Origin of the sequence: Rhizobium croatiense (genome assembly GCF_019793465.1) — a bacterium.
Lineage (GTDB): Bacteria > Pseudomonadota > Alphaproteobacteria > Rhizobiales > Rhizobiaceae > Rhizobium > Rhizobium croatiense.
Genome location: NZ_JAILYJ010000005.1, coordinates 34,112 through 56,844 on the forward strand (window position 1 = coordinate 34,112; position 22,733 = coordinate 56,844).

Annotated in this window: 17 protein-coding genes and 1 tRNA gene; 10 read left to right on the top strand and 8 right to left on the bottom strand. The window is 61.5% G+C overall.

The window, feature by feature from the left end; genetic code table 11:
• Window positions 1-53 precede the first annotated feature (53 nt).
• Window positions 54-1,232 (top strand): acetate/propionate family kinase, encoded by a 1,179-nt coding sequence (locus K6M89_RS09835; RefSeq protein ID WP_222139312.1) that lies wholly within the window; start codon window positions 54-56, stop codon window positions 1,230-1,232.
• Between the two features lie 71 nt (window positions 1,233-1,303).
• The gene (locus K6M89_RS09840; RefSeq protein ID WP_222139313.1) at window positions 1,304-3,691 is read left to right on the top strand and encodes a phosphoketolase family protein; all 2,388 of its coding nucleotides are present in this window, start codon (window positions 1,304-1,306) and stop codon (window positions 3,689-3,691) included.
• A gap of 49 nt (window positions 3,692-3,740) precedes the next feature.
• Here the strand turns inward: K6M89_RS09840 and K6M89_RS09845 are convergent, their stop codons facing one another.
• Entirely contained in the window at window positions 3,741-4,631 is an 891-nt protein-coding gene (locus K6M89_RS09845) for a helix-turn-helix domain-containing protein (protein ID WP_222139314.1), read from the bottom strand.
• 119 nt (window positions 4,632-4,750) lie between these two features.
• Between K6M89_RS09845 and pobA the strand changes: the two genes are divergently transcribed.
• From pobA to K6M89_RS09880, 7 genes are all read left to right on the top strand, one after another.
• Entirely contained in the window at window positions 4,751-5,923 is a 1,173-nt protein-coding gene (gene pobA, locus K6M89_RS09850; RefSeq protein ID WP_222139315.1) for a 4-hydroxybenzoate 3-monooxygenase, read from the top strand.
• A gap of 172 nt (window positions 5,924-6,095) precedes the next feature.
• On the top strand, window positions 6,096-7,268 hold the full coding sequence (locus K6M89_RS09855) for an ABC transporter substrate-binding protein (RefSeq protein WP_097583849.1): 1,173 nt from the start codon (window positions 6,096-6,098) through the stop codon (window positions 7,266-7,268).
• Between the two features lie 66 nt (window positions 7,269-7,334).
• Window positions 7,335-8,198, top strand: coding sequence for a branched-chain amino acid ABC transporter permease (locus K6M89_RS09860; RefSeq protein WP_222139316.1), 864 nt, complete (start codon window positions 7,335-7,337; stop codon window positions 8,196-8,198).
• A gap of 1 nt (window position 8,199) precedes the next feature.
• The gene (locus K6M89_RS09865; RefSeq protein ID WP_222139317.1) at window positions 8,200-9,195 is read left to right on the top strand and encodes a branched-chain amino acid ABC transporter permease; all 996 of its coding nucleotides are present in this window, start codon (window positions 8,200-8,202) and stop codon (window positions 9,193-9,195) included.
• Between the two features lie 5 nt (window positions 9,196-9,200).
• Window positions 9,201-9,965: an ABC transporter ATP-binding protein gene (locus K6M89_RS09870; RefSeq protein ID WP_077990433.1), complete on the top strand. Its 765-nt coding sequence runs from the start codon at window positions 9,201-9,203 to the stop codon at window positions 9,963-9,965.
• A complete protein-coding gene (locus tag K6M89_RS09875; RefSeq protein ID WP_222139318.1) occupies window positions 9,946-10,662 on the top strand; it encodes an ABC transporter ATP-binding protein in 717 nt (238 codons plus the stop codon). The genes K6M89_RS09870 and K6M89_RS09875 overlap by 20 nt, the downstream gene beginning before the upstream one ends.
• Window positions 10,663-10,996: 334 nt before the next feature.
• Entirely contained in the window at window positions 10,997-11,824 is an 828-nt protein-coding gene (locus K6M89_RS09880) for a cadherin-like domain-containing protein (protein ID WP_222139319.1), read from the top strand.
• Window positions 11,825-12,241: 417 nt separating this feature from the next.
• Here the strand turns inward: K6M89_RS09880 and K6M89_RS09885 are convergent.
• Window positions 12,242-12,318 (bottom strand) — tRNA-Met (locus tag K6M89_RS09885).
• Window positions 12,319-12,454: 136 nt separating this feature from the next.
• Window positions 12,455-13,654, bottom strand: a complete 1,200-nt coding sequence (gene mnmA, locus K6M89_RS09890) for a tRNA 2-thiouridine(34) synthase MnmA (RefSeq protein ID WP_222139320.1) — start codon at window positions 13,652-13,654, stop codon at window positions 12,455-12,457.
• A gap of 494 nt (window positions 13,655-14,148) precedes the next feature.
• Between mnmA and K6M89_RS09895 the strand changes: the two genes are divergently transcribed.
• The gene (locus tag K6M89_RS09895) at window positions 14,149-14,415 is read left to right on the top strand and encodes a hypothetical protein (protein ID WP_097583806.1); all 267 of its coding nucleotides are present in this window, start codon (window positions 14,149-14,151) and stop codon (window positions 14,413-14,415) included.
• Between the two features lie 81 nt (window positions 14,416-14,496).
• On the opposite strand, the gene serA is transcribed toward K6M89_RS09895, so the two are convergent.
• From serA to ftsH, 5 genes are all read right to left on the bottom strand, one after another.
• A complete protein-coding gene (serA, locus tag K6M89_RS09900; protein WP_097583804.1) occupies window positions 14,497-16,092 on the bottom strand; it encodes a phosphoglycerate dehydrogenase in 1,596 nt (531 codons plus the stop codon).
• 77 nt (window positions 16,093-16,169) lie between these two features.
• Window positions 16,170-17,348 (bottom strand): phosphoserine transaminase, encoded by a 1,179-nt coding sequence (locus K6M89_RS09905; RefSeq protein WP_222139321.1) that lies wholly within the window; start codon window positions 17,346-17,348, stop codon window positions 16,170-16,172.
• A gap of 187 nt (window positions 17,349-17,535) precedes the next feature.
• Window positions 17,536-18,372, bottom strand: a complete 837-nt coding sequence (locus K6M89_RS09910; RefSeq protein WP_222139322.1) for an outer membrane protein — start codon at window positions 18,370-18,372, stop codon at window positions 17,536-17,538.
• Between the two features lie 777 nt (window positions 18,373-19,149).
• Window positions 19,150-20,502: a phosphoglucosamine mutase gene (gene glmM / locus K6M89_RS09915; protein ID WP_064683357.1), complete on the bottom strand. Its 1,353-nt coding sequence runs from the start codon at window positions 20,500-20,502 to the stop codon at window positions 19,150-19,152.
• 241 nt (window positions 20,503-20,743) lie between these two features.
• Window positions 20,744-22,675 carry an ATP-dependent zinc metalloprotease FtsH gene (gene ftsH, locus K6M89_RS09920; protein WP_038691074.1) on the bottom strand — a complete coding sequence of 644 codons (1,932 nt, stop codon included), beginning with the start codon at window positions 22,673-22,675 and terminating at the stop codon, window positions 20,744-20,746.
• Between the last annotated feature and the right edge of the window lie 58 nt (window positions 22,676-22,733).

Sequence of the window (22,733 nt, forward strand, 5' to 3'; positions counted from 1 at the left end):
GCGCCGGCGCTAAGTTCGACCCATCATCACGACCGCATGGAGTCTGCAAAGACATGCCCTCGAACGACCTGCTTCTGACCTTCAATGCCGGCTCCTCGACGGTCAAGATCGGCATCTTTGCCATGGAAGGCGCCAAGGCGCGGCGCATCGGCAAGGGCGTGATCGATTTCCGCGCCAAACCGCTTTCACTCGGACTGAGCCGGGGGCCGCAGACATTCGACATGCCGTTGAAGGCCGAGGTGACGGAAGACCTGCACGATGTCATCGATGAGACCTTCGCGCGTCTCGCCGATCATTTCGACATGGCCGCCAGCCGCGCTGCCGGCCACCGCGTCGTCCATGGCGGCGACCGTTTTACGAAAGCGATAGCCCTCGACGCCGCGTCAATCGGCGCCATCGATGCACTGACGCCGCTAGCGCCCCTGCATCAGCCGCAGGCGCTGCGTTTCGTCCGCGCGCTGGCGCATCTGAAGCCGCATCTTGTCCAGACGGCCTCCTTCGACACCGCCTTCCATGCCACGCAGGACGATCTCGTTCGCCGTCTCGCCATACCGCGCTCGCTGCATGACGAGGGCATCAAGCGTTACGGTTTCCATGGGCTTTCATATAAGTTCATCGCCGGTGAACTTACCCGCAAGGCGCCGCAGGCGGCCAAGGCTGTGGTCGCCCATCTCGGCAGCGGCGCCAGCCTCTGTGCGCTGGAAGGCGGCATCAGCCGCGATTGCAGCATGGGCTTTTCCACCCTCGACGGCATCCCGATGGCGACGCGCCCAGGCTGGCTCGATCCCGGCGTCATCCTGTATCTGGCCGGAGAGCGAAAGCAACCCCTGGGAGAGATCGAGGATCTGCTCTACCGCCGCTCAGGCCTGCTCGGCGTTTCCGGCATCAGCGCCGATACCCGCGATCTGTTGAAGGACGGCCGGCCGGAGGCGCGCCAGGCAATCGACCTCTTGACGCTGCGCATTGCCGGCGAGATCGGCCGCATGGCGGCAACGCTCGGCGGCCTCGATGCCGTCGTCTTCACTGCCGGCATCGGCGAAAATCAGCCGGGGATCCGCGCCGGCGTGGCCAAACACCTCGCCTGGCTCGGCCTTTCGATCGACGAAAGGGCCAATACCGCCAACGATTTCACGATCAGCACCGGGCAAAGCCGCATGACCGCCCATGTCATCGCCACGGACGAGGAACAGGTTATCGCCGACGAGGCGCTGTCCCTGCTTGCCGCCGGCTGATCCAGATCAATGGCGCGCCGGCGCCGGCGGCTAGAATTGACGTTGAACGCGTTTTCGAACGGGAGAAGCCCATGGAAAAGCATGTCTCGACCGCCGCCGCCCTGACCGACGCCGAACTCACCCAGATCGACCGCTATTGGCGGGCCGCCAATTATCTCTCGGTCGGCCAGATCTACCTGCTTGAAAATCCGCTGCTGCGCGAGCCGCTGAAACCGGAACACATCAAACCCCGCCTGCTCGGCCACTGGGGCACGACGCCCGGCCTCAACTTCATCTATGCCCATCTTAACCGCCTGATCCGCGCCCGCGATCTCGACATCATCTATGTATGCGGCCCCGGCCACGGCGGGCCGGGCATGGTTGCCAACACCTATCTCGAAGGCACCTACAGCGAGATCTACCCCAATATTTCCGAGGATGCCGAAGGCATGCGCAAGCTCTTCCGGCAATTCTCCTTCCCCGGCGGCATACCGAGCCATGCGGCGCCGGAAACGCCAGGATCGATCCATGAGGGCGGCGAACTCGGTTACGCCCTCGTCCATGCCTATGGCGCCGCCTTCGACAATCCCGACCTGATCGTCGCCTGTGTCGTCGGCGACGGCGAGGCCGAGACCGGGCCGTTGGCGGCGAGTTGGCATTCCAACAAGTTCCTCAATCCCGCCCGCGACGGCGCCGTGCTGCCGATCCTGCATCTGAACGGCTACAAGATCGCCAACCCGACCGTTCTCGGCCGTGCCGGAGACGATGATCTCCGCCGCCTCTTCGAAGGCTACGGTTACGAACCCTTCTTCGTCGACGGCCATGAGCCGCGCGACATGCACCAGCAGATGGCCGCGACGCTGGACCGGATCTTCGACCGCATTCGTGAGATCCAGAGCCAGGCCCGTGACGGCAAGGCTCCGGACGGCTGCCCGCGCTGGCCGATGATCGTGCTGCGCAGCCCCAAGGGCTGGACGGGTCCGAAAGAAGTCGACGGCAAGAAGGTCGAGGGCTTCTGGCGTGCCCATCAGGTGCCGGTCTCCAACTGCCGCGAGAATGACGGCCATCGCAAAATTCTCGAGGACTGGATGCGCAGCTACTGGCCGCAGGACCTGTTCGGCGCCGATGGCCGGCTGAAACCCGAGCTGCGGGCGCTGGCGCCTGTCGGCAAACGCCGCATGGGGGCCAATCCGCATGCCAATGGTGGTTTGCTGCGCCGGGAACTCGATACCCCCGATATAAGCGGCTATGCAGTCGAGATCGGCAAGCGCGGCAGCGTCGCGGCCCAGTCGACGGAAATTCTCGGCCATTACTTGCGCGACACGATGAAGCGCAACGCGACGGCGGCGAATTTCCGGATCTTCGGCCCCGACGAGACGGAATCAAACCGCCTCGGCAGCGTCTTCGAGGTCACCGACCGCGTCTGGATGGAGGATATCGAGCCCTATGATATCCATCTCTCCCGCGATGGACGCGTCATGGAGGTGCTCTCCGAACATCTCTGCCAGGGCTGGCTGGAAGGCTACCTGTTGACCGGCCGCCACGGCCTCTTCTCCTGCTACGAGGCCTTCATCCACATCATCGATTCGATGTTCAACCAGCACGCCAAATGGCTGAAGGTGACGCGCGAGCTTGAATGGCGAAAACCGATCTCGTCGCTGAACTACCTGCTGACCTCGCATGTCTGGCGCCAGGACCATAACGGCTTCAGCCACCAGGATCCCGGTTTCGTCGATCTCGTCGCCAACAAGAAGGCCGATATAGTCCGCATCTATCTGCCGCCGGATGCCAATACCCTGCTCTGGGTCGGCGACCATTGCCTGCGCACCTATGACCGCATCAACGTCATCGTCGCCGGTAAGCAGCCAGAACCGCAATGGCTTTCGATGGACGAGGCGGCGAAACATTGCGAGGTCGGCATCGGCGTCTGGCACTGGGCAAGCAACGAGGAAGACGCCGTCGCCCCCGACCTCGTCATGGCCTGCGCCGGCGACGTGCCGACGATGGAGACGCTTGCCGCCGTCGACCTGTTGCGCAAATCCGTGCCGGCGCTGAAGATCCGCACCGTCAACGTCGTCGATCTCTTGGCGCTGCAATCCAGGGACCAGCATCCGCACGGTCTGACCGACGAGGCCTTCGACGCCATCTTCACTCCGGACAAGCCGGTGATTTTCGCCTATCACGGTTATCCCTATCTCATTCACCGCCTGACCTATAAGCGCACCAACCACGAGAACATCCACGTCCGCGGCTTCATCGAAGAGGGCACGACGACAACGCCCTTCGACATGACCGTCCTCAATGAGCTCGATCGTTACCATCTCGCGATCGAAGCGATCGAGCGCGTACCGGGCCTGAAGGAAAAGGCGACGGATGCGCTTGCCGCCTTCCGCGACAAGCTTGCCGAGCATCACGATTATGTCAGGGAACACGGCGAGGACATGCCGGAGGTACGGAACTGGACATGGCCGGCGGCGTGAGACATCGGTGACGTACGCCGCGAATGCGGCGTCACCGGATGCCAAAACCTTATGCTCGGTCGAGTCGGGCCTTTTCCGTCAGGCGCCAGACCCGAGGCGTTTCGCCGGCATATTTCAGGAAGAAGCGCGAGAAATAGGCGGGGTCGGCAAAGCCGAGGCGGAATCCGATCTCCTGAACGCTGCCGAGCGTGAAGACAAGCTGACGCTTCGCCTCCTCGACCAGTTTGGCGGCGATCAGCTCGTGCGGCGTGCTGCCGGTCATCGACCGGACGATCCGGGTAAGGTGCGTCGGCGAGACCCCGAGCTCCCTGGCATAGAAGGATGCCGGCTTGTGGGATCGAAAATGCTGCTGAATGAGCTCGCCCAGCATGTCCATCCGTCGCTCGTTTTCGTTTGACGCAAGCTCCCCAGAATTCCCCTCATGAGAGATCCGCGCCGTCAGCCGCAGCGCCAAACCGACGTAGGCTGCCAAGACCTCGTTGCGGCCGCTGCGGCGATTTTCGAACTCGTCGCCCAGCCTTCGCAAAGTCTGCATCACATGGGCAGCCTCGGCATTATCAGGATCGAGCGGCGTCAGATGCGGCGTCGCCAGCCATTCGCCGAGATGGCTCCGCTCGCCCGGTGGATGGCTGAGATGGGATCGCAATATGGTGACGACAAGACCGTCGATATCGCGTGAAAAACGAAAGCCGTGATTGAACCCCGGGGGAACCGTAATTACCGCCGGCGGCCGGATGGCATGGCTCCTCTCGCCGAAGATCGCATCGCCCGAACCGGCTTCGATGTACAATATCTGAAAGAAGCTCTCGTGGCGGTGCAGTCGGATTTCCCATTGATGCAGGCTGCTACGCGAGCGAATTGTTTCGCAATGCAACCAAAACTCCGGCGATCGTCCGACGTTTTCGCCGTAGAGTTCGTAGGTCGGTATATGTCTGCTCATCGGCTCTCTCCCGCGCCAATGTTCGATTAGTGCAATTTTTAGGCTGGAATGTCCATTGTGGCGACCCGGTCGGCGCGGCAGAATCTGACAAAACGCAAGAAATGCGAGGGAGGAAGCATTTGCGAACTCAGGTCGCCATCATCGGTTCGGGACCATCCGGCTTGCTGCTCGGTCAGCTTCTGACCGAAGCCGGCATCGACAATGTCATTCTCGATCGCGTCAACAAGGATTACATCCTCGGCCGGGTACGCGCCGGCGTTTTGGAGGAAGGCACCGTCGGGCTGCTGGACCAGGCCAAAGCAGGCGCCAGGCTGCACGCCGAAGGCCTGCCGCATGATGGCTTCTCACTCGCTTTCGACGGACGCGACCATCGCATCGATCTGCATGAACTCACCGGCGGCAGGCGCGTCACCGTCTACGGCCAGACCGAGGTGACGCGCGACCTGATGGAGCGGCGCGAAGCAAGCGGCGCCCTGTCAATCTACGATGCCGCCGATGTCACACCGTATGATTTCGACGGCCGCTCTCCTTTCGTTACCTATACAAAGGACGGCGCTGCCAGGCGTATCGATTGCGATTTTATCGCCGGCTGCGACGGCTTTCATGGCGCAAGCCGCAAGGCCGTCCCCGAAGCTGCGATCCGAAGTTTCGAGAAGGTCTATCCCTTCGGCTGGCTGGGCCTGCTTGCCGACGTGGCGCCGGTCAGCCACGAACTGATCTACGCCAACCATCCGAGGGGCTTTGCGCTCTGTTCGATGCGTTCGGCGACGCGCAGCCGCTATTATATCCAATGCCCGCTCGACGAGAAGGTCGAGGACTGGAGCGACGACCGCTTCTGGGACGAGCTGAGGCGGCGTCTGCCGGCGCACCACGCCGAGGCGTTGAAAACCGCGCCGTCCTTCGAGAAATCGATCGCGCCGTTACGCTCCTTCGTCGCCGAGCCGATGCGTTTCGGCCGACTTTTCTTAGTCGGCGACGCCGCCCATATCGTGCCGCCGACCGGCGCCAAGGGGCTGAACCTTGCGGCCAGCGACGTCCACTACCTTTTCTCCGGGCTGATCGAGCATTACCGCGAAGGCTCGGAGCATGGCATCGACGCCTATTCGCAGGTTGCACTTGCCCGCGTGTGGAAGTCCGTGCGGTTTTCCTGGTGGATGACGACGATGATGCATCGTTTCCCCGATACCGGTGATTTCGATCAGAGGATTCAGGAGGCCGAGCTCGACTATCTCACGCATTCCCGCGCCGCCTCGACTGTCCTTGCCGAAAATTATGTGGGGTTGCCGTTCTGAAGGATTGCGGATGAAGGCTGCGCCGCGGTGAACACCAGGCGTTCGGGACGCAGAACCATAACCAGGAAATCATGTATTTGGGGATTTATTTCATTTTACATCACCATTTCGCATGAGAAGCTAACATGAAGTTCAATACGGCGCCGGAGTACGCCGAAAAGGGAGAGAGAAAATGAGGAAGTTGTTTCTGGCCGCCGCTGCGGCCATCGTCATGGGCACGAGCGCCTATGCCGACACGATCAAGGTTGGCGTCATCGGCCCGTTCTCCGGTCCATTCGCGCTTCAGGGCAAGAACTTCAAGGCCGGCATCGACGCCTATATGGCGGCCAATGGCAGCAAGGTCGGCAACGACACCGTCGAGATCGTCTATCGCGACGTGCCGCAGGCCGATCCTGCCCAATCCAAGGCGCTTGCCCAGGAACTGATCGTCAAGGAAAAGGTCCAGTATCTCGCCGGCTTCTATTTCACCCCCGATGCCATGGCGGTGACGCCGATCCTGAAGCAGGGCAATGTGCCGATGGTCGTCATGAACGCCGCGACCTCGGCAATCGTCACCAAGAGCCCGCTTGTTGTGCGCACGTCGTTCACGACTTGGCAGACCTCGACGCCGATCGCAAAAGTCGCCTTCGACGCCGGCGTCAAGAAGGTGATCTCGGTCGTCAGCGATTACGGCCCGGGCGTCGACGCCGAGAATGCCTTCAAGACCGGCTTCGAAAAGGCCGGCGGCCAGGTGGTCGAGGCGATCCGCATGCCGCTCGCGACCAACGATTTCAGCCCGATCATGCAGCGCATCAAGGATTCCGGCGCTGAGGGCGTCTTCGCCTTCCTGCCGTCGGGACCGACGACGCTCGGCTTCGTCAAGGCTTACAACGAAAACGGTCTGAAGGCTGCCGGCATCAAGTTCTTCGCGCCGGGCGACCTGACGCAGGAATCCGACCTGCCGGCGCTGGGTGACGCCGCACTCGGCATCCAGACGACCTTCCACTATGCCGTGTCGCACGATTCTCCCGAGAACAAGGCTTTCGTCGAGGCGGCCGCCAAGGCGATCGGCAACAAGGCCGAACTCTCCTTCCCGGCAGTCAGCGCCTATGACGGCATGTATGTCATCTACAAGATGATCGAGGCGACGGGCGGCAAGCAGGATGCTGAAAAGGCTGTCGATGCGGTGAAGGGCCTTGCCTGGGTGAGCCCGCGCGGCCCGGTTTCGATCGATCCGGAAAGCCGCCACATCACGCAGAACATCTATCTGCGCGAAGTCGCCAAGGCCGACGACGGGACCTACATCAACAAGGAGGTCCAGACCTTCGAGAAGCAGGGCGATCCGGGCCTGGCGGCGGCAAAGTAACATCCGGCGTCAGAACATGCGGCGGACTTGGAATCCGAGGTCCGTCGCATTCAAGCAGGTAGTTCCATGCAGACAGTCTTCAGCATAGCCGTCGACGCGCTAGCCTATGGCATGGTGCTCTTCGTGATATCGATCGGCCTTTCCGTCACCATGGGGCTGATGCGCGTCGTCAACCTCGCGCACGGCGCCTTCGCCATGATCGGCGGCTACATCGCCTCCTATGCAGCACGTGACCTCGGCCTCGGTTATGCCATGGCAATCATCGCTGCCGTGGTCGCTACGATCATTATTGCAATCCCTCTCGAGCGCTTCCTCTATCGCCGGATCTACGGCGCGCCGGAACTGATCCAGGTGCTGATGACGATCGGCATCACCTTCTGCATCATCGGCATCGCCAATTACCTGATGGGACCAACACTGAAGACCATACCGCTTGCCGCTGCGCTGCAGGGTTCGGCCGATCTCGGCTTTCGCACGATCCCCGTTCACCGGCTTTTCGCGATCCTCTGCGGCATCGCCGTGGCGCTGGCGCTCTGGTTCGCGATCGAAAGAACCAGCTTCGGCGTCAAGCTGCGCGCCTCGGTGGATGACGCGGCGATGGCCGCGGCACTCGGCGTGCGCACCGAGATCATCTATGCGGTGAGCTTTGCCATCGCCGTCGGGCTTGCCGCCTTCGGCGGCGTGGTCGGTGCCGAACTCCTGCCGGTCGAGCCCTATTATGCGCTGCGCTACATGGTCACCTTCCTGGTCGTCGTCTCCGTCGGCGGCGCCGGCTCCATTCCCGGCGCGCTGATCGCCTGCCTGCTGCTCGGCGCGATCGATACGACGGGCCGCTATCTGATGCCGGAGTTCGGGGAATTCTTCTTCTATCTTGCCGTGATCGCGATCATCTGCGTCTTCCCGCGCGGCCTTGCCGGGAGGGCGAAGTGAGATGGCGCTTGTGTTGAACGACGAAAACGGACGTCTCCAGCATCGGCGCGGTTATGTCAGCCGCGATCTCGCCGGCATCATCGTGATCATCGCCGTTGCCGCCATCGGCTATTTCGCCTTCCCTGATAATCTCGCGCTTCTGACGCGGATGATCACCATCGCGCTGCTCGTGCTCTCGCTCGATCTCGTGACCGGTTATTGCGGCGTTGCGACGCTCGGCCATGCCGCCCTGTTCGGCTCCGGCGCCTATGCCGCCGGCATCCTGTCGGCGCATTACGGCATCAATGATCCGCTGCTGATGCTGCTTGCCGGCATTGCCGGCGGCGTAGCTTCCGGGCTGCTCAGCGGCGCGATCATTCTGCGCGCGCATGGCCTGCCGCAGCTCGTGCTGTCGATTGCCCTCATCCACCTCTTCCACGAATTCGCCAACAAGGCCTCCTCATGGACAGGAGGCAGTGATGGACTTTCCGGCATCGCGCCCGACCCGGTCCTCGGTTTTTTTGAATTCGATCTTTATGGCCGCACCGCCTTCTTTTTCGGAATGACGCTGCTGCTTGTTGTCTTCGTGTTGCTGAGATTGCTGGTGCGTTCACCCTTCGGCATGCTCTGCCGCGCCATCAAGCAGGACCCGTTGCGTATCCGCGCCATGGGTGGTTCGCCGAAGGGCGCGCTCATCAGGATGTACGCGATCTCGGGCGCGGTTGCCGGGGTCGGCGGCGCCTTGAACGCGATCTCGACGCAGGTCGTCGGTCTGGACAGCCTGTCCTTCACGCAGTCGGCGGAGGCGCTGGTCATGCTCGTGCTCGGCGGCACCGGCTCTCTCTTCGGGGCGATCTCCGGTACGATCATCTTCATGCTCTTCGAGGACTATGTCTCGGCCGCCAATCCGTTCCACTGGCTGACCATGGTCGGTGCGCTCTTGATCGCCGTCGTGCTCTTCGCGCCGAAAGGGCTTTACGGAACGGCCGCAAATTTCATTGACCGCCGCAGGGAGTAGCGCTCATGAGCCATGTCTTCGAAGTCGCCAATCTCCGGAAAGCCTTCGGTGGCCTTGCCGTCACCAACGATGTTTCGCTGGCGATGGCGCCCGGCGACCGCGTCGCGCTGATCGGCCCGAACGGCGCCGGCAAGACCACCTTTGTCAACCTCGTCACCGGCAATCTCCCCCCCGATTCCGGCGAGGTCCGCCTTGGCGGCGAAACGGTGACGGCGGTCAATGCGATCGGCAGGGTCAAACGCGGCCTCGTCCGCTCCTTTCAGGTGACACGGCTTTTCCAGGACATGACGCCCGCCGAACATGTCGGGCTCGCTGTCCTTCAGCGGGACGGAAAGACCTGGAACATGTTCGGAAATTTCCTCTCGATGCCCGATGTCATGGCCGAGATCGACGACCTCCTGGGAAAGCTCGGACTGACGCCGCTGATGCATCGCAAGGTCAGCGAGATTGCCTATGGGCAGCAGCGGCTTCTCGAACTTGCCGTCGCGCTGGCGCTGAAACCGAAAGTGCTGCTGCTCGACGAGCCGGCCGCCGGCGTCCCGCAAAGCGATACCGGCCGCATCGAGCAAGCGCTGGCTGATCTGCCCGCCGATCTCGCCGTGCTGATGATCGAACACGACATGGATCTTGTCTTTCGTTTTGCCAAACGTGTCATCGTGCTGGCGGCCGGCGCGATCATCTTTGACGGCCGGCCTGAAGATGTCACCAGGGATGCGCGTGTGCGCGAGGCCTATCTCGGGAGTTATGCCAATGCCAGCCCTGTCGCTTAAGGTCGAAAATCTGTCGGCCGGATACGGGCCGACGCGAGTGTTGGAAGGCATTTCCTTCGCAGTGCCGGCAGGCGCAAGGCTTGCCGTGCTCGGCCGCAACGGCATGGGCAAGACGACGCTGCTGGCAACGCTCGCCGGCCAGACCAGACGCTACGAGGGCCGCATCACCCTCGGCGATGCGGACGTCACAACAGCACCAAGCGCAACACGCGCGCACAAGGGTCTCGGCTATGTGCCACAGACACGTTGCGTCTTCCCGACGCTGACCGTCGAAGAGAACCTTTTCGTCGGCTTGAAGGCGCGGCCGAAGGCGGCGCTGGAGGAAGCCTATGCGCTGTTCCCGCGCCTAAAGGAGCGCCGCCGCAACCTCGGCAACCAACTCTCCGGCGGCGAACAGCAGATGCTTTCGACGGCCCGCACCATTCTCGGCCGCCCGTCGGTCCTGCTGCTCGACGAACCGCTCGAGGGTCTCGCCCCCGTTATCTGCGAGGAACTGATGGCAGCCTTCGCCGATCTCGCCAAGTCAGGCGACATGACCATTCTGCTTGTCGAACAGCGCATCCAGAGCGCGCTGGATTTCGCCGATCAGGTCGTCATTCTCGAACGAGGGCGGCTGGCCTGGGCGGGAACGCCGGCAGGCCTATCCAAGGACCACGAAGCCGTCGAAAGCTTGCTCGGAGTGGGCGGCCTGCATTGAAGCAATCAATGCCGGTTATCGTCATGACGACGTCAGCATGAGCCTGGCATTTATTACGCTGCCTGAAATATTTCTGCTGGCCTAGATTGATAGAAAGCTTGAACAGGCAGAAAATACCGCATCCCCAAAGCGGCATCAGCGTAAGACAGGTCATAAATATTCATTTCCAAGGGAATAGACGCCGGCGTCAGTCCCTTTACTTGGATTTTGAGCTGCAGACAAATTGCGCCTGTCGGATTTGACAGGCTGAATTGATCTGACGCTCGGCATAATCTCGTTGCCAACCACCCGATAGGGTTGCATGTTTAAACAGAACTTCAGACGGGAGGTAGAGATGGCAAACCACAAGCCGGTCGCAGCGGACGTATACCAACCCATTTTCGACATCGATAAGCCGGTTGACGGCAACATCCTGGACGGTTCCACGGATGCCGACGGAGATCTTGTGCGTCTCAACTTCGTGAACGGGCAGCGAATTCCGCAACCGGCCAATCCGGACGGACCGGCCACGACGACGACGATCGAGGGAAAATACGGCACGCTGACCATCTATTCCGACGGCTACTACACCTATGAACTCAATCACTCCAATCCGGTGGTATCAGCGCTCGGCCCGGGAGATCAACTCGTCGACCAGTTCAATTTCAAGATCTCGGACGGCAAAGGCGCTACCGACTTCGGCTTGCTCAATATCGCTGTCGATCTGCCGGAGCGGGGCGACATCTTCGTCAATTTCGAGGATGTCGGCAAATATGATTTCCCCACAGGCTACAAGGGCTTCGATTGGGGCGCTTGGCACGATGGTGACGATGCAGCGATACAAAAGGAAGCCGACGGCAACCATTATCTGTCAGGCGGCGTCTTCTGGACACCCATCCAGGCCGCCGACAGCGGCACCTTCCAGATCGAGCAATTCAGCGTGGCAAATGGCACATCAGACTATGACAACGTTCTGACGATCGAAGGTAGGCTGAACGGCGACACCGTGTTCTTGGTTACGGTCAACGTGACCGCCGACAGCATTCATGACCCGCAGGTGATTGATCTCAGCGCCTATGGCCAGATCGACTATCTCGTGCTCGACACCGAGCCCGTCATCACCGAAACGAGCGGCCCTGACTATTATGGCGCGCAATACGACAACTTCCACTTTGTCGTTTGAGAGAGCAAAAGGGCGCCGCATCGCCAAACATCGCATCTTTCCGAGCACGCTGCCGGCGATCCAGTAGCGATTTCTTGCGATAGCTGATCGACCTGCGCCCTGCTAGCAATGGATCGTCCGAGGAGGGACGATTATCTGGGATGGAGGAAATAATGCAATCAATGGGAATCAGGTTAGCCGCGGTCATGTTCTCGCTGGCCTTATGGGCAATTATTATCGCTGCTGCATCCCATCTTTGGGCGATGAAAATGCCCATTTTGCATTTTATGCTCTACAGATAGTGCTGGCCTCGGCGTCAGCGAAATCCCGAGGTTATTGTCCTGTCGCCGCGTCTTTTGGCGGAGGGACGCGCTACCGCAGCCGTCGGAACCGGCTCAAAATCGAGCCGTCAGAATCGCAAATTCCGAAATGAGGAGATGGTAGCGGAGGAGGGATTTGAACCCCCGACACAAGGATTATGATTCCTCTGCTCTGACCTACTGAGCTACTCCGCCACTGGTCAAACGATACCTGCTCGCGAAGCGCTGCGGGCTCGTGGGATGAGCGGCTTATAAGGTGCGCTTCGGCTTTGTGTCAAGCGCATGATGGAGAAAAACGCTGGGCTTAGCCGCCCGCCCTCTCCTATCGGTTTCAGGCGGCGACGGGGCTGGCCAAGAGGGCCTTGAGCGAGGCCTCGGCCGAGGGTTCGCGCTCGGAGCGCTCGATGAAGCCGCCGCCGAAGACGCGGGCGTCATCGCCGGGCGCGGAATAGAGCGCGCAGGCCTGGCCGGGTGCGATACCAGCCTCGCCGACCGTCAAATCGACATAGGTGCCGGTGGAATCGACATGCAGCACGGCCGGCGCCGGCGCCCTGGTCGAGCGGACCTTGGCGTAACAGGCAAAGCCTTCGCCGGACGCTGCTTCCGCAAGCGTCTCGTCGCCCAGCCAGTTGACGTCGCGCAGATAGACGCGGTGGGTTTCCAGCGCCTCCTTCGGCCCGACGATGACGCGACGCGAGCGGGCATCGAGATAGACGACGTAGAGCGGTTCGCCGGTGGCGATGCCGATTCCGCGGCGCTGGCCGATGGTGAAATGCAGGATGCCTTCATGGCTTCCCAATACACGGCCGTCGAGATGAACGATCTCGCCGGCGAGCGCCGCATTCGGCTTCAGCTTGGTGATGATGTCGGAATATTTACCCTGCGGCACGAAGCAGATGTCCTGGCTGTCGGCCTTCTTGGCGACGACGAGGCCCATCTCTTCGGCAAGGCGGCGGGTCTCGGCCTTCGGGAGGCCGCCGAGCGGAAAGCGCAGATAGTCGATCTGCTCCTGAGTCGTGGCGAACAGGAAATAGCTCTGGTCGCGGTCGGCGTCGGCCGGACGGAACAGCGCGCGGCGGCGGGGATGTTCGGGCGAAGGGTTCGGCCGTGAGCGGATATAGTGGCCGGTCGCCAGCGCATCGGCGCCGAGCTCCTTGGCCGTTGCCAGGAGATCGGCGAACTTGACAGTCTGGTTGCAGGAGACGCAGGGGATCGGCGTTTCGCCGGCCACATAGCTTTCGGCGAAGGGATTGATCACCGTCTCGCGAAAGCGCTTCTCGTAATCGAGCACATAATGCGGAATGCCGAGCGTTTCGCAGACGCGGCGGGCATCGTCGATATCCTGGCCGGCGCAGCAGGATCCGGCGCGATGAACGGCGGCGCCATGATCGTAAAGCTGCAGCGTAATGCCGAGCACGTCGTAACCCTGCTGCTTGAGAAGGCCGGCCACGACGGAGGAATCAACGCCGCCCGACATGGCGACGACGACGCGGGTCTCTTCCGGCTTCTTGTCAAAATCCAGTGTGTTCAACGGTGGTGCCAAATTCTGCGCGCTCATCATCCGCCCTTGCGCTGCAATTGCGGCGGATTGCTGTATCAGGCGGGATCGGCCGCCTTTCGATCAGCGATCGATATAGAAAGGATTGTATCGGGACGCAAGGGGCGGCTTCCGGGCGGCGTATCGTTTCGCCGACGGGAAAGGAAAGGCGCGGCCGAGGCCACGCCTTAAAGCGGGGTGCGGCTCAGGTGCCGATCAGCTTGTTGCAGGCGAATGCGATGCCTGGATTGGCGATGACAGCGGTCATGAGCGCCAATCCGATTATCGAGAATGAATAGCGTTTCATATACATCCTCCCGCCAGCCCATGCATTATGCCGCGCCGGGCGCCGTTCTCAAAATAACGAATGCTTGAGCACCAACCGGCTCAACCGGAAATCGTTGAGCCAATAATTATCACCCTATGGAACTATTATCTCGATCATGCGTTTCGCATCAATGTCGCAATCGAATGCTGCGGAGGGTTTCATGGCCAGGTTCGGCTTGACGGCGGATTACAACAGGATCAGACACTGGATCGAGGAGCGAGGCGGCCATCCCGCCCGCATCAAGGACGCGACCGACAGCGAAACCGTCCGCGTCGATTTCTCCTCGGAAACGCAGGAGGAGATCTCCTGGGACGAGTTCTTCCAGGGTCTCGACGGCAGCAGACGCGCCTTCCTTCATCGCACCAAGGCTGAGGACGATAGAGCCCGTTTTGGCAAGATCGTCCGCCGCAAGCTCTTGCCTCACTGAAAATATACCCATTGCTGACGCAGAAAACCCGGCGCCGTTTCCGGCGCCGGGTTTTCCCTGTTTCCTTGGGAGGAGGAAAACTCAGTCTATGTTGAATGTCAGCAGCTTTGCCTGGCGGATTGCCTGGTGCGCCGTCAGCCGTTCGAGCACGCCGTCCTCCACCTCGCCGTCGACATAGAGCAGCGCGATGGCGTCGCCACCCTGCTTGTCGCGGCCGAGCTGGAAGTTGGCGATGTTGACGCCGGCAGCACCGAGCGTCGTGCCGATGAAGCCGATCATGCCAGGGACGTCGGTATTGGTGATGTAGATCATATGCGAGCCGACATCGGCATCGAGATTGATGCCCTTGATCTGGATGAAGCGCGGCTTGCCGTCCGAAAACACCGTGCCGGCGATCGAACGCGTCATGCTCTCGGTCTTCACCGTCAGCTTGATATAGCCGTCGAACACGCCCGTCTTATCGCGCTTGACCTCGGAGAGCACGATGCCCTTTTCCTTGATCATGATCGGCGCCGAAACCATGTTGACGTCGGCGACCTGCGGGCGGATGAGACCGGCGAGCACCGCGCTCGTCAGCGCCCGCGTGTTCATGTTGGCGGTGACGCCGTCATAGAGGATTTCGATTTCCTTGATCGGCTCCTCGGTGACCTGGCCGACGAAGGCGCCGAGAACGTCGGCAAGACGGATGAACGGCTTGAGGATCGGCGCTTCTTCCGCGGTGATCGACGGCATGTTGATGGCGTTGGAGACCGCACCATTGACGAGATAGTCCGACATCTGTTCGGCTACCTGCAGAGCGACGTTTTCCTGCGCCTCGGTCGTCGAAGCGCCGAGATGCGGCGTGCAGACGACATTCGGCAGGCCGAAGAGCGGACTTTCCTTGGCGGGTTCGACCTCGAACACGTCGAAGGCAGCACCGGCGACATGGCCGGACTTGATGGCTTCGGCGAGAGCCGCTTCATCGACCAGGCCGCCGCGGGCGCAGTTGATGATGCGCACGCCCGGCTTGGTCTTCGCCAGCGCTTCCTTGTTGAGGATGCCGCGAGTCCTGTCGGTCATCGGCACGTGCAGCGTGATGAAATCGGCCCGGGCGAAAAGCTCGTCCAGCTCGACCTTGGTGACGCCCATTTCCTCGGCGCGCTCCTTGGAGAGGAACGGGTCATAGGCGACGACATGCATCTTGAGGCCGATGGCGCGGGCGCAGACGATCGAGCCGATATTGCCGGCGCCGATCACGCCGAGCGTCTTGCCGGTGATCTCGACACCCATGAATTTCGACTTCTCCCATTTGCCGGCCTGCGTCGAGGTATCTGCTGCCGGAAGCTGGCGAGCGACGGCGAACATCAGCGCAATCGCGTGTTCGGCCGTCGTGATCGAATTGCCGAAGGGCGTGTTCATGACGATGATGCCGCGGCGCGAGGCCGCCGGAATATCGACATTATCGACACCGATGCCGGCGCGGCCGACGACCTTGAGGTTCTTCGCCCCTTCGATGATCTTTTCAGTCACCTTGGTGGCGGAACGGATGGCGAGGCCATCATATTTGCCGATGACTTCGAGCAGACGGTCCTTGTCCTTGCCGAGCTGCGGTTCGAAATCGACTTCGACGCCGCGGTCGCGGAAGATCTGGACGGCGGTTTCCGACAATTCGTCGGATACGAGAACGCGAGGTGCCATGAGGGACTCCTTCAAAAATGTTCAGCGATGGATGAAATCAGGGGCTCCGCCCTGTGGCGGAGCCGGATGCGATCACATCAGGCAGCAGCCTGAGAGAGCTGCGCCTTCTGCGTTTCGAAGGCCCAGGAAAGCCAGGGCATCAGCTTCTGCATATCGGATGCCTCGATCGTGGCACCCGCCCAGATGCGCAGGCCCGACGGCGCGTCGCGGTAATGGCCGATGTCATAGGCGACGCCTTCCTTTTCCAGCAGACCGACCAGGCCCTTGGCGAAATTCGCCTGGCCGTCGTCGTCGAGCGCCGCGATGTCCTTGTCGACGATCTTCAGGCAGACGGAGGTGTTGGAGGCCGTTTCCGCCTTGACGGCGAGATTGGCGATCCAATCGTTCGCCGCGACGAAATCGCGGATGACTTTGGCATTGGCATCGGCGCGGGCGATCAGCGCCTTGAGACCGCCGAGCTCTTTGGCCCAGAGCAGCGCATCGATATAGTCCTCGACGCAGAGCATCGACGGCGTGTTGATCGTCTCGCCCTGGAAGATGCCTTCCGTCAGCTTGCCGCCCGAGGTCATGCGGAAGATCTTCGGCAGCGGCCAGGCCGGAGTGTAGGTGGTAAGGCGCTCGACGGCGCGCGGCGAAAGGATGATGACGCCGTGCGCGCCCTCGCCGCCCAGAACCTTCTGCCAGGAGAAGGTGACGACATCGAGCTTTGCGAAATCGAGTTGCTGGGCGAAAGCGGCCGAGGTGGCGTCGCAGATCGTCAGGCCCTTGCGGTCCGCGGGAATGAAATCGCCGTTCGGCACGCGGACACCTGATGTGGTGCCGTTCCAGGTGAAGACGACGTCACGGTCGAAATCGACGGCCGAGAGATCGGGAAGCTCGCCGTAACCGGCTTCGAGCCTGCGCACATCCTTGAGCTTCAGCTGCTTGACGACATCGGTGACCCAGCCGGCACCGAAGCTTTCCCAAGCGAGCATGTCGACGCCGCGCTCGCCGAGCAGCGACCAGAGCGCCATTTCGACGGCGCCGGTATCGGAGGCCGGAACGATGCCGATGCGGTAATCCACCGGCACTTCGAGAATTTCACGGGTAAGGTCGATGGCCTGCTTGAGCTTGGCCTTGCCGACCTTCGCGCGGTGCGAACGGCCGAGGGCCGCGTCGGAAAGGGCTTCGAGCGACCAACCGGGGCGCTTCGAGCAGGGGCCAGAAGAAAAATGGGTATTATGCGGACGGATGTCCGGCTTTGCGGTCTTCGCCATGATGCTATCCTCTCAGATAGAAAGCCCTTCGTTGGGGAAGGGTGTCCCGCCGCCGTGTGTATGGATCGGCGACGTCATAGTCAAGATCGAAGTGTCGCAACCGGTAGATATTTTGACGCAGGCGGAGTGGCGAAACTGAAAAAAGCCGCCTCACCGGGGGCGGCTCTTTGATGCGAGCGGATTGAATTTACTTGTAGACCGGCTGCTGCAGCGGGATTTCCGGCGGCGGTTCGTAGCTCGCCTGGGCGCAGCCGCCGAACAGATAGCGGGCGCCGACGCGGGCTTCGTGGACGCTGAGACCCTTGTCGCGGCCCGGGCCGCCGTTCTCGGCATAGCCGAACATGTTGCCGCCGTCGATATGCAGGTAGCGGTAGCCGACATCAGCCTTGATGTTGCAGGTAACGTCGACCGAGGCGCCGGCCATGAGGGCATAAGTAAAGCGCCAGTTGCCCTTGCCGCCATGGGTGACCTCGTCATCGCAGAAGCTGCCGTCATCGGCGCAGGCGACGTTGCGCAGGTTCTTCCACTTGACGTAGGAGCCACCGATACCGGCGCCGACATAAGGCGTGACGTAGCCGTAGGTGCCGAGATCGACATAGGCGTTGGCCAGCAGCGTATAGGCCGTCAGCGACGAGCGGTCGCGCGAGGTGCAATCCACCAGCGGGAAGCCGCACTGACCGACCGTCGAGCCGCGGAAGTCGGCCTGGGTGAGATAATCGAAGGTCAGATCGGTGCGCAGGTAGCTGTTGATCTGGTAACCGACACCGCCGCCGATCGTCCATGCGTCGTCGAGGTCAGCGTCGTCGAAATCGACTTCGGTGGCGTTGCTGCCCTGGAAATAGCGGGCACCGCGCAGATCGGTAAAGGCATAACCGACATCGCCGCGCAGGTACCAGCCCGTCGCTTCACTGACCGTCACCTCGGGCGGCTGCTCCGGGATGGGTTCGGCCGGAGCGAAGTCCGCGGAATAGGCATTTGTCGCGAGCAACAATGCCGCGAAGATGCCGGACAAGCTTCTTTTCATGGATCCCACTCCAAAATCCGTTACATCGGCAGGCTCGTCGCCGCCAATCTGATACGCTTCGTATGGATAATGAAGCGGAAACGTTAAAAGCTGCTTAACCACGATTATTTACCGTAGATCTTGAAGATTCCGGCAGAGGAGACATGGATTGCCGCAGTAAAAGTCTTTTGAAGTTATGGCCTGACGAGACCATTTTGCTGGATAGCGCACCAGCTCTTCCCTTAATCTTCGCTCAGCCGCGACACGGCATATGATCATCACCAGCGGTGATAAATTGGCGAGGACGTTCGCCCCACCCACCCTCACCAAGTCAGTTTAGGCCGTGACTGGCATTGCTGGTTTCGCTAGCGGATGCATCGCTGACACGGCGTCTGCGCTGTGAACGGTCTCTCCTGCCTACCCCGCCCTCCGTCTTGCTCGGCCTTGAGCCGAGCATCCACGCCGCATCCATCAGCAGCCGCCGCATGGATCCTAGGCTCAAGGCCTGGGATGACGGAGAGTGTGGTTGGCATTCCCGCCAAACTCGCCACCAGCGTGAAGGGTGGATGGGCTTGTACTTGCGCTAGATTTTCTGCCGTAGAGCGTAGCGTCGAACGAAGCTTCACAAGCAAAGCACGCCGACCAGCCCATCAGCCGCACAGCATGCCATTAGCCCTCGTCCTGAGGGGCACCTCAGGATGAGGGCGAAGAGAGGGCCTCGCTCATTCTTTGAGCATCAGCCCAAACGCCCAACCATGTCGCCAAGCTTGCCGCCGAACCCGATCTGCCCTCAAAAAATCAGGCGGCGGTCCGGACGTTTGAAATCGTGCCGATCAGCTCGTTGACGATGCGTTCGATCTGGGCGCGGTCGTCGCCCTCGGCCATGACGCGGATCAGAGGCTCGGTGCCGGAGGGGCGGATGACCAGCCGGCCGGTCTTGGCAAGCTCGGCTTCGGCATCGGCGATCGCCTTCTGCACCTGGATATCCTCCAGCGGCTTGCCGCCGCTGATGCGGACATTGCGCAGCAGCTGCGGCACCGGCTCGAAGCGGCGGCAGACCTCGCTGACGGTCCTGCCGGTGCGTTTGACGGCGGCAAGGATCTGCAGTGCGGCAACCAGGCCGTCGCCCGTCGTGCCGTAATCCGACAGCACGATATGGCCCGACTGCTCGCCACCAACATTGTAATTGTGCTGGCGCATATGCTCGACGACATAACGGTCGCCGACCTTCGTGCGGGCGAGCGCCATGCCGCGCTCGTCGAGAAAGCGCTCGAGGCCGAGGTTGGACATGACAGTGGCGACGATGCCATTACCACGCAGCTGCTGGCTCTCGGCCCAGCTCTCGGCAATGACGGCCATCAGCTGGTCGCCGTCGACGATCGAACCATTCTCATCGATGATGATGACGCGGTCTGCATCGCCATCGAGCGCGATGCCGATATCGGCCCGCACCTCGTCGACCTTCTTCTGCAGCGCGACCGGGCTGGTGGAGCCGCAATTAAGATTGATATTGGTGCCGTTCGGCTCGTTGCCGATGGTGACGACGTCGGCGCCGAGCTCCCAGAGCACGGCAGGCGCCACCTTGTAGGCGGCGCCGTTGGCGCAGTCGATGGCGATCCGCAGGCCCTGCAGGGTCACGTCGCGCGGCAGCGTACGCTTGGCGTGTTCGATATAACGGTCATGTACGCCATCGACGCGCTTGGCGCGGCCGATGTCATCGGACTTGGCGAGCTGGGTGCTCAGATCCTTTTCGAGCAAATCCTCGATCTCGGCCTCGATGTCGTCGGACAGCTTATAGCCGTCGGGGCCGAACAGCTTGATGCCGTTATCCTCATAGGGATTGTGCGAAGCCGAGATCATCACGCCGATATCGCAGCGCAGCGAACGCGTCAGCATGGCGACGGCAGGCGTCGGGATCGGGCCGAGAATGAAAGCATCGAGGCCGGCGGCGGTGAAGCCTGCGACCATGGCGTTTTCGAGCATATAGCCGGAAAGGCGCGTATCCTTGCCGATGACGACGCGATGGCGATGGTTGCCGCGGCGGAAGATCGTGCCGGCGGCGATGCCGACCCGCATGGCGAGATCCGGTGTCATCGGGAAGACATTGGATTGGCCGCGAATGCCGTCGGTCCCGAAATAGCGTCTTTTCATCTACACTCCTGCACTTTCCGCGCGCCATTCAAGGCGGCGCACCGTTCCAAGCGAATCTGGCTTCAATGGAATGTCGTCGATCCAGGAGCGTGATTCATGCTTGCCTCAATTCAGCGGAATGCCACAAAATGCGGCGATCGGCACGTAAATTAGCAAGAAAAATGATTATATCCCGTTACCAATAGAAAAGGCCGGATCTCCCGCTTGGGAAATCCGGCCTTGTTGAAGATGGCGCGGCGGCTCAATGCGGCTGCGGTTCGAGGCCGGCTTCGGGCTCGTCGCCCTTGGTCGCGGGCCGCGCGCCGGCCTTCGGCACGGCCGAGCCACGGCTCGGCGGTGAGTCGTCGCCGAGATCGCGAGACGGCTTCTCGCCGCGAATCAGCGCCTTGATCTCTTCGCCGGTCAGCGTCTCGTATTCCAGCAGGCCTTCGGCGAGAGCGACGAATTCATCGTGCTTTTCCGTGAGGATCGTACGGGCCTGGGTATAGGCTTCGTCGATCAGGCGGCGCACTTCATTGTCGATCTTCTGCGCGGTTGCTTCCGACACATTCTTCGACTGCGAAACCGAGTGGCCGAGGAAGACCTCCTGCTGGTTCTCGCCATAGGCGACCTGACCCAATTGATCGGAGAAGCCCCACTGGGTGACCATGGCGCGGGCAAGCTTGGTCGCCTGCTCGATGTCTGAGGAGGCGCCCGAGGTGATGTTCTCCTTGCCGAAGGTGAGTTCTTCGGCGACACGGCCGCCCATCATGATGCAGAGGCGCGACACCATCCACTTGTAGCTCATCGAGTAGCGGTCGCCCTCGGGAAGCTGCATGACCATGCCGAGCGCACGGCCGCGCGGAATGATCGTCGCCTTGTGCAGCGGATCGGCGACAGCGACATTGAGCGCGGTGATGGCGTGGCCTGCTTCGTGATAGGCGGTGAGCTTCTTCTCCGCCTCGGTCATCGCCGAGGAGCGGCGCTCGGCGCCCATCATGATCTTGTCCTTGGCGTCCTCGAATTCCTGCATGGTGACGACACGCTTGTTGCGGCGGGCGGCCATCAGGGCGGCTTCGTTGACGAGGTTCATCAGGTCGGCGCCGGAGAAACCGGGCGTGCCGCGGGCGAGAACCTTGAGATCGACATTCGGCGCCAGGGGCACATTGCGGGCATGCACCTTGAGAATGCGCTCGCGCCCGACGATATCAGGGTTCGGCACCACGACCTGACGGTCGAAACGGCCGGGACGCAGCAGCGCCGGGTCGAGAACGTCGGGACGGTTGGTGGCGGCGATCAGGATCACGCCTTCATTCGCCTCGAAGCCATCCATTTCGACCAGCAGCTGGTTCAGCGTCTGCTCGCGCTCGTCGTTACCGCCGCCGAGACCGGCGCCGCGATGGCGCCCGACCGCATCGATTTCGTCGATGAAGATGATGCAGGGCGCATTCTTCTTCGCCTGTTCGAACATGTCGCGTACGCGGCTTGCGCCGACGCCGACGAACATTTCGACGAAGTCGGAACCGGAAATCGTGAAGAATGGCACATTGGCTTCACCGGCGACCGAGCGGGCGAGCAGCGTCTTGCCGGTACCCGGGGGGCCGACGAGCAGCACGCCGCGCGGGATCTTGCCGCCGAGACGCTGGAATTTCTGCGGATCACGCAGGAATTCGACGATTTCTTCGAGATCCTGCTTGGCCTCGTCGACGCCGGCGACATCATCGAAGGTCACGCGGCCATGCGCTTCGGTCAGAAGCTTGGCCTTGGACTTGCCGAAGCCCATCGCGCCGCGCGAGCCACCTTGCATCTGCCGCATGAAGAACAGCCAGACGCCGAGAATGAGAAGCATCGGCAAGAGCGTGCCGAGATAGCTCAGGAACCCCGAGGAACCGTCCGTTTCCGGACGGGCGGAAACCAGGACATTCTTCTGCTGCAGGCGATCGAGCAGGCTGTCGTCGATTACAGGGGAGTAGGTCTGAAAGGTGGTGCCGTTTTCAACATAGCTTCCGGAAACACGGTTGCCCGTGACCACGACATCCTTCACCCGGCCCGCATCGACCTCACGCAGAAACTGCGAATAAGGGATTTCGCGGGAGCCCGTCTGCGCCGGCGCCGTCTGAAACATACTGAACAGGGCGATCAGCAGAAGCGCGATGATCGCCCACAAGGCAAAATTACGTAAGTTAGGGTTCATTGAACTCCCCAGCACTGGAACAGCCGCCTCATGGCGACCGTCTTATTCATTCTAACAT

What these genes read in the sequence shown, in the direction of transcription:
- K6M89_RS09910 (WP_222139322.1), bottom strand. Translation starts at nt 18,372, where the DNA reads ATGAAAAGAAGCTTGTCCGGCATCTTCGCGGCATTGTTGCTCGCGACA.
- ftsH (WP_038691074.1), bottom strand. Translation starts at nt 22,675, where the DNA reads ATGAACCCTAACTTACGTAATTTTGCCTTGTGGGCGATCATCGCGCTT.
- K6M89_RS09860 (WP_222139316.1), top strand. Translation starts at nt 7,335, where the DNA reads ATGCAGACAGTCTTCAGCATAGCCGTCGACGCGCTAGCCTATGGCATG.
- K6M89_RS09840 (WP_222139313.1), top strand. Translation starts at nt 1,304, where the DNA reads ATGGAAAAGCATGTCTCGACCGCCGCCGCCCTGACCGACGCCGAACTC.
- K6M89_RS09855 (WP_097583849.1), top strand. Translation starts at nt 6,096, where the DNA reads ATGAGGAAGTTGTTTCTGGCCGCCGCTGCGGCCATCGTCATGGGCACG.
- K6M89_RS09880 (WP_222139319.1), top strand. Translation starts at nt 10,997, where the DNA reads ATGGCAAACCACAAGCCGGTCGCAGCGGACGTATACCAACCCATTTTC.
- K6M89_RS09870 (WP_077990433.1), top strand. Translation starts at nt 9,201, where the DNA reads ATGAGCCATGTCTTCGAAGTCGCCAATCTCCGGAAAGCCTTCGGTGGC.
- K6M89_RS09835 (WP_222139312.1), top strand. Translation starts at nt 54, where the DNA reads ATGCCCTCGAACGACCTGCTTCTGACCTTCAATGCCGGCTCCTCGACG.
- K6M89_RS09905 (WP_222139321.1), bottom strand. Translation starts at nt 17,348, where the DNA reads ATGGCGAAGACCGCAAAGCCGGACATCCGTCCGCATAATACCCATTTT.
- K6M89_RS09875 (WP_222139318.1), top strand. Translation starts at nt 9,946, where the DNA reads ATGCCAGCCCTGTCGCTTAAGGTCGAAAATCTGTCGGCCGGATACGGG.
- K6M89_RS09895 (WP_097583806.1), top strand. Translation starts at nt 14,149, where the DNA reads ATGGCCAGGTTCGGCTTGACGGCGGATTACAACAGGATCAGACACTGG.
- serA (WP_097583804.1), bottom strand. Translation starts at nt 16,092, where the DNA reads ATGGCACCTCGCGTTCTCGTATCCGACGAATTGTCGGAAACCGCCGTC.
- glmM (WP_064683357.1), bottom strand. Translation starts at nt 20,502, where the DNA reads ATGAAAAGACGCTATTTCGGGACCGACGGCATTCGCGGCCAATCCAAT.
- K6M89_RS09845 (WP_222139314.1), bottom strand. Translation starts at nt 4,631, where the DNA reads ATGAGCAGACATATACCGACCTACGAACTCTACGGCGAAAACGTCGGA.
- K6M89_RS09865 (WP_222139317.1), top strand. Translation starts at nt 8,200, where the DNA reads ATGGCGCTTGTGTTGAACGACGAAAACGGACGTCTCCAGCATCGGCGC.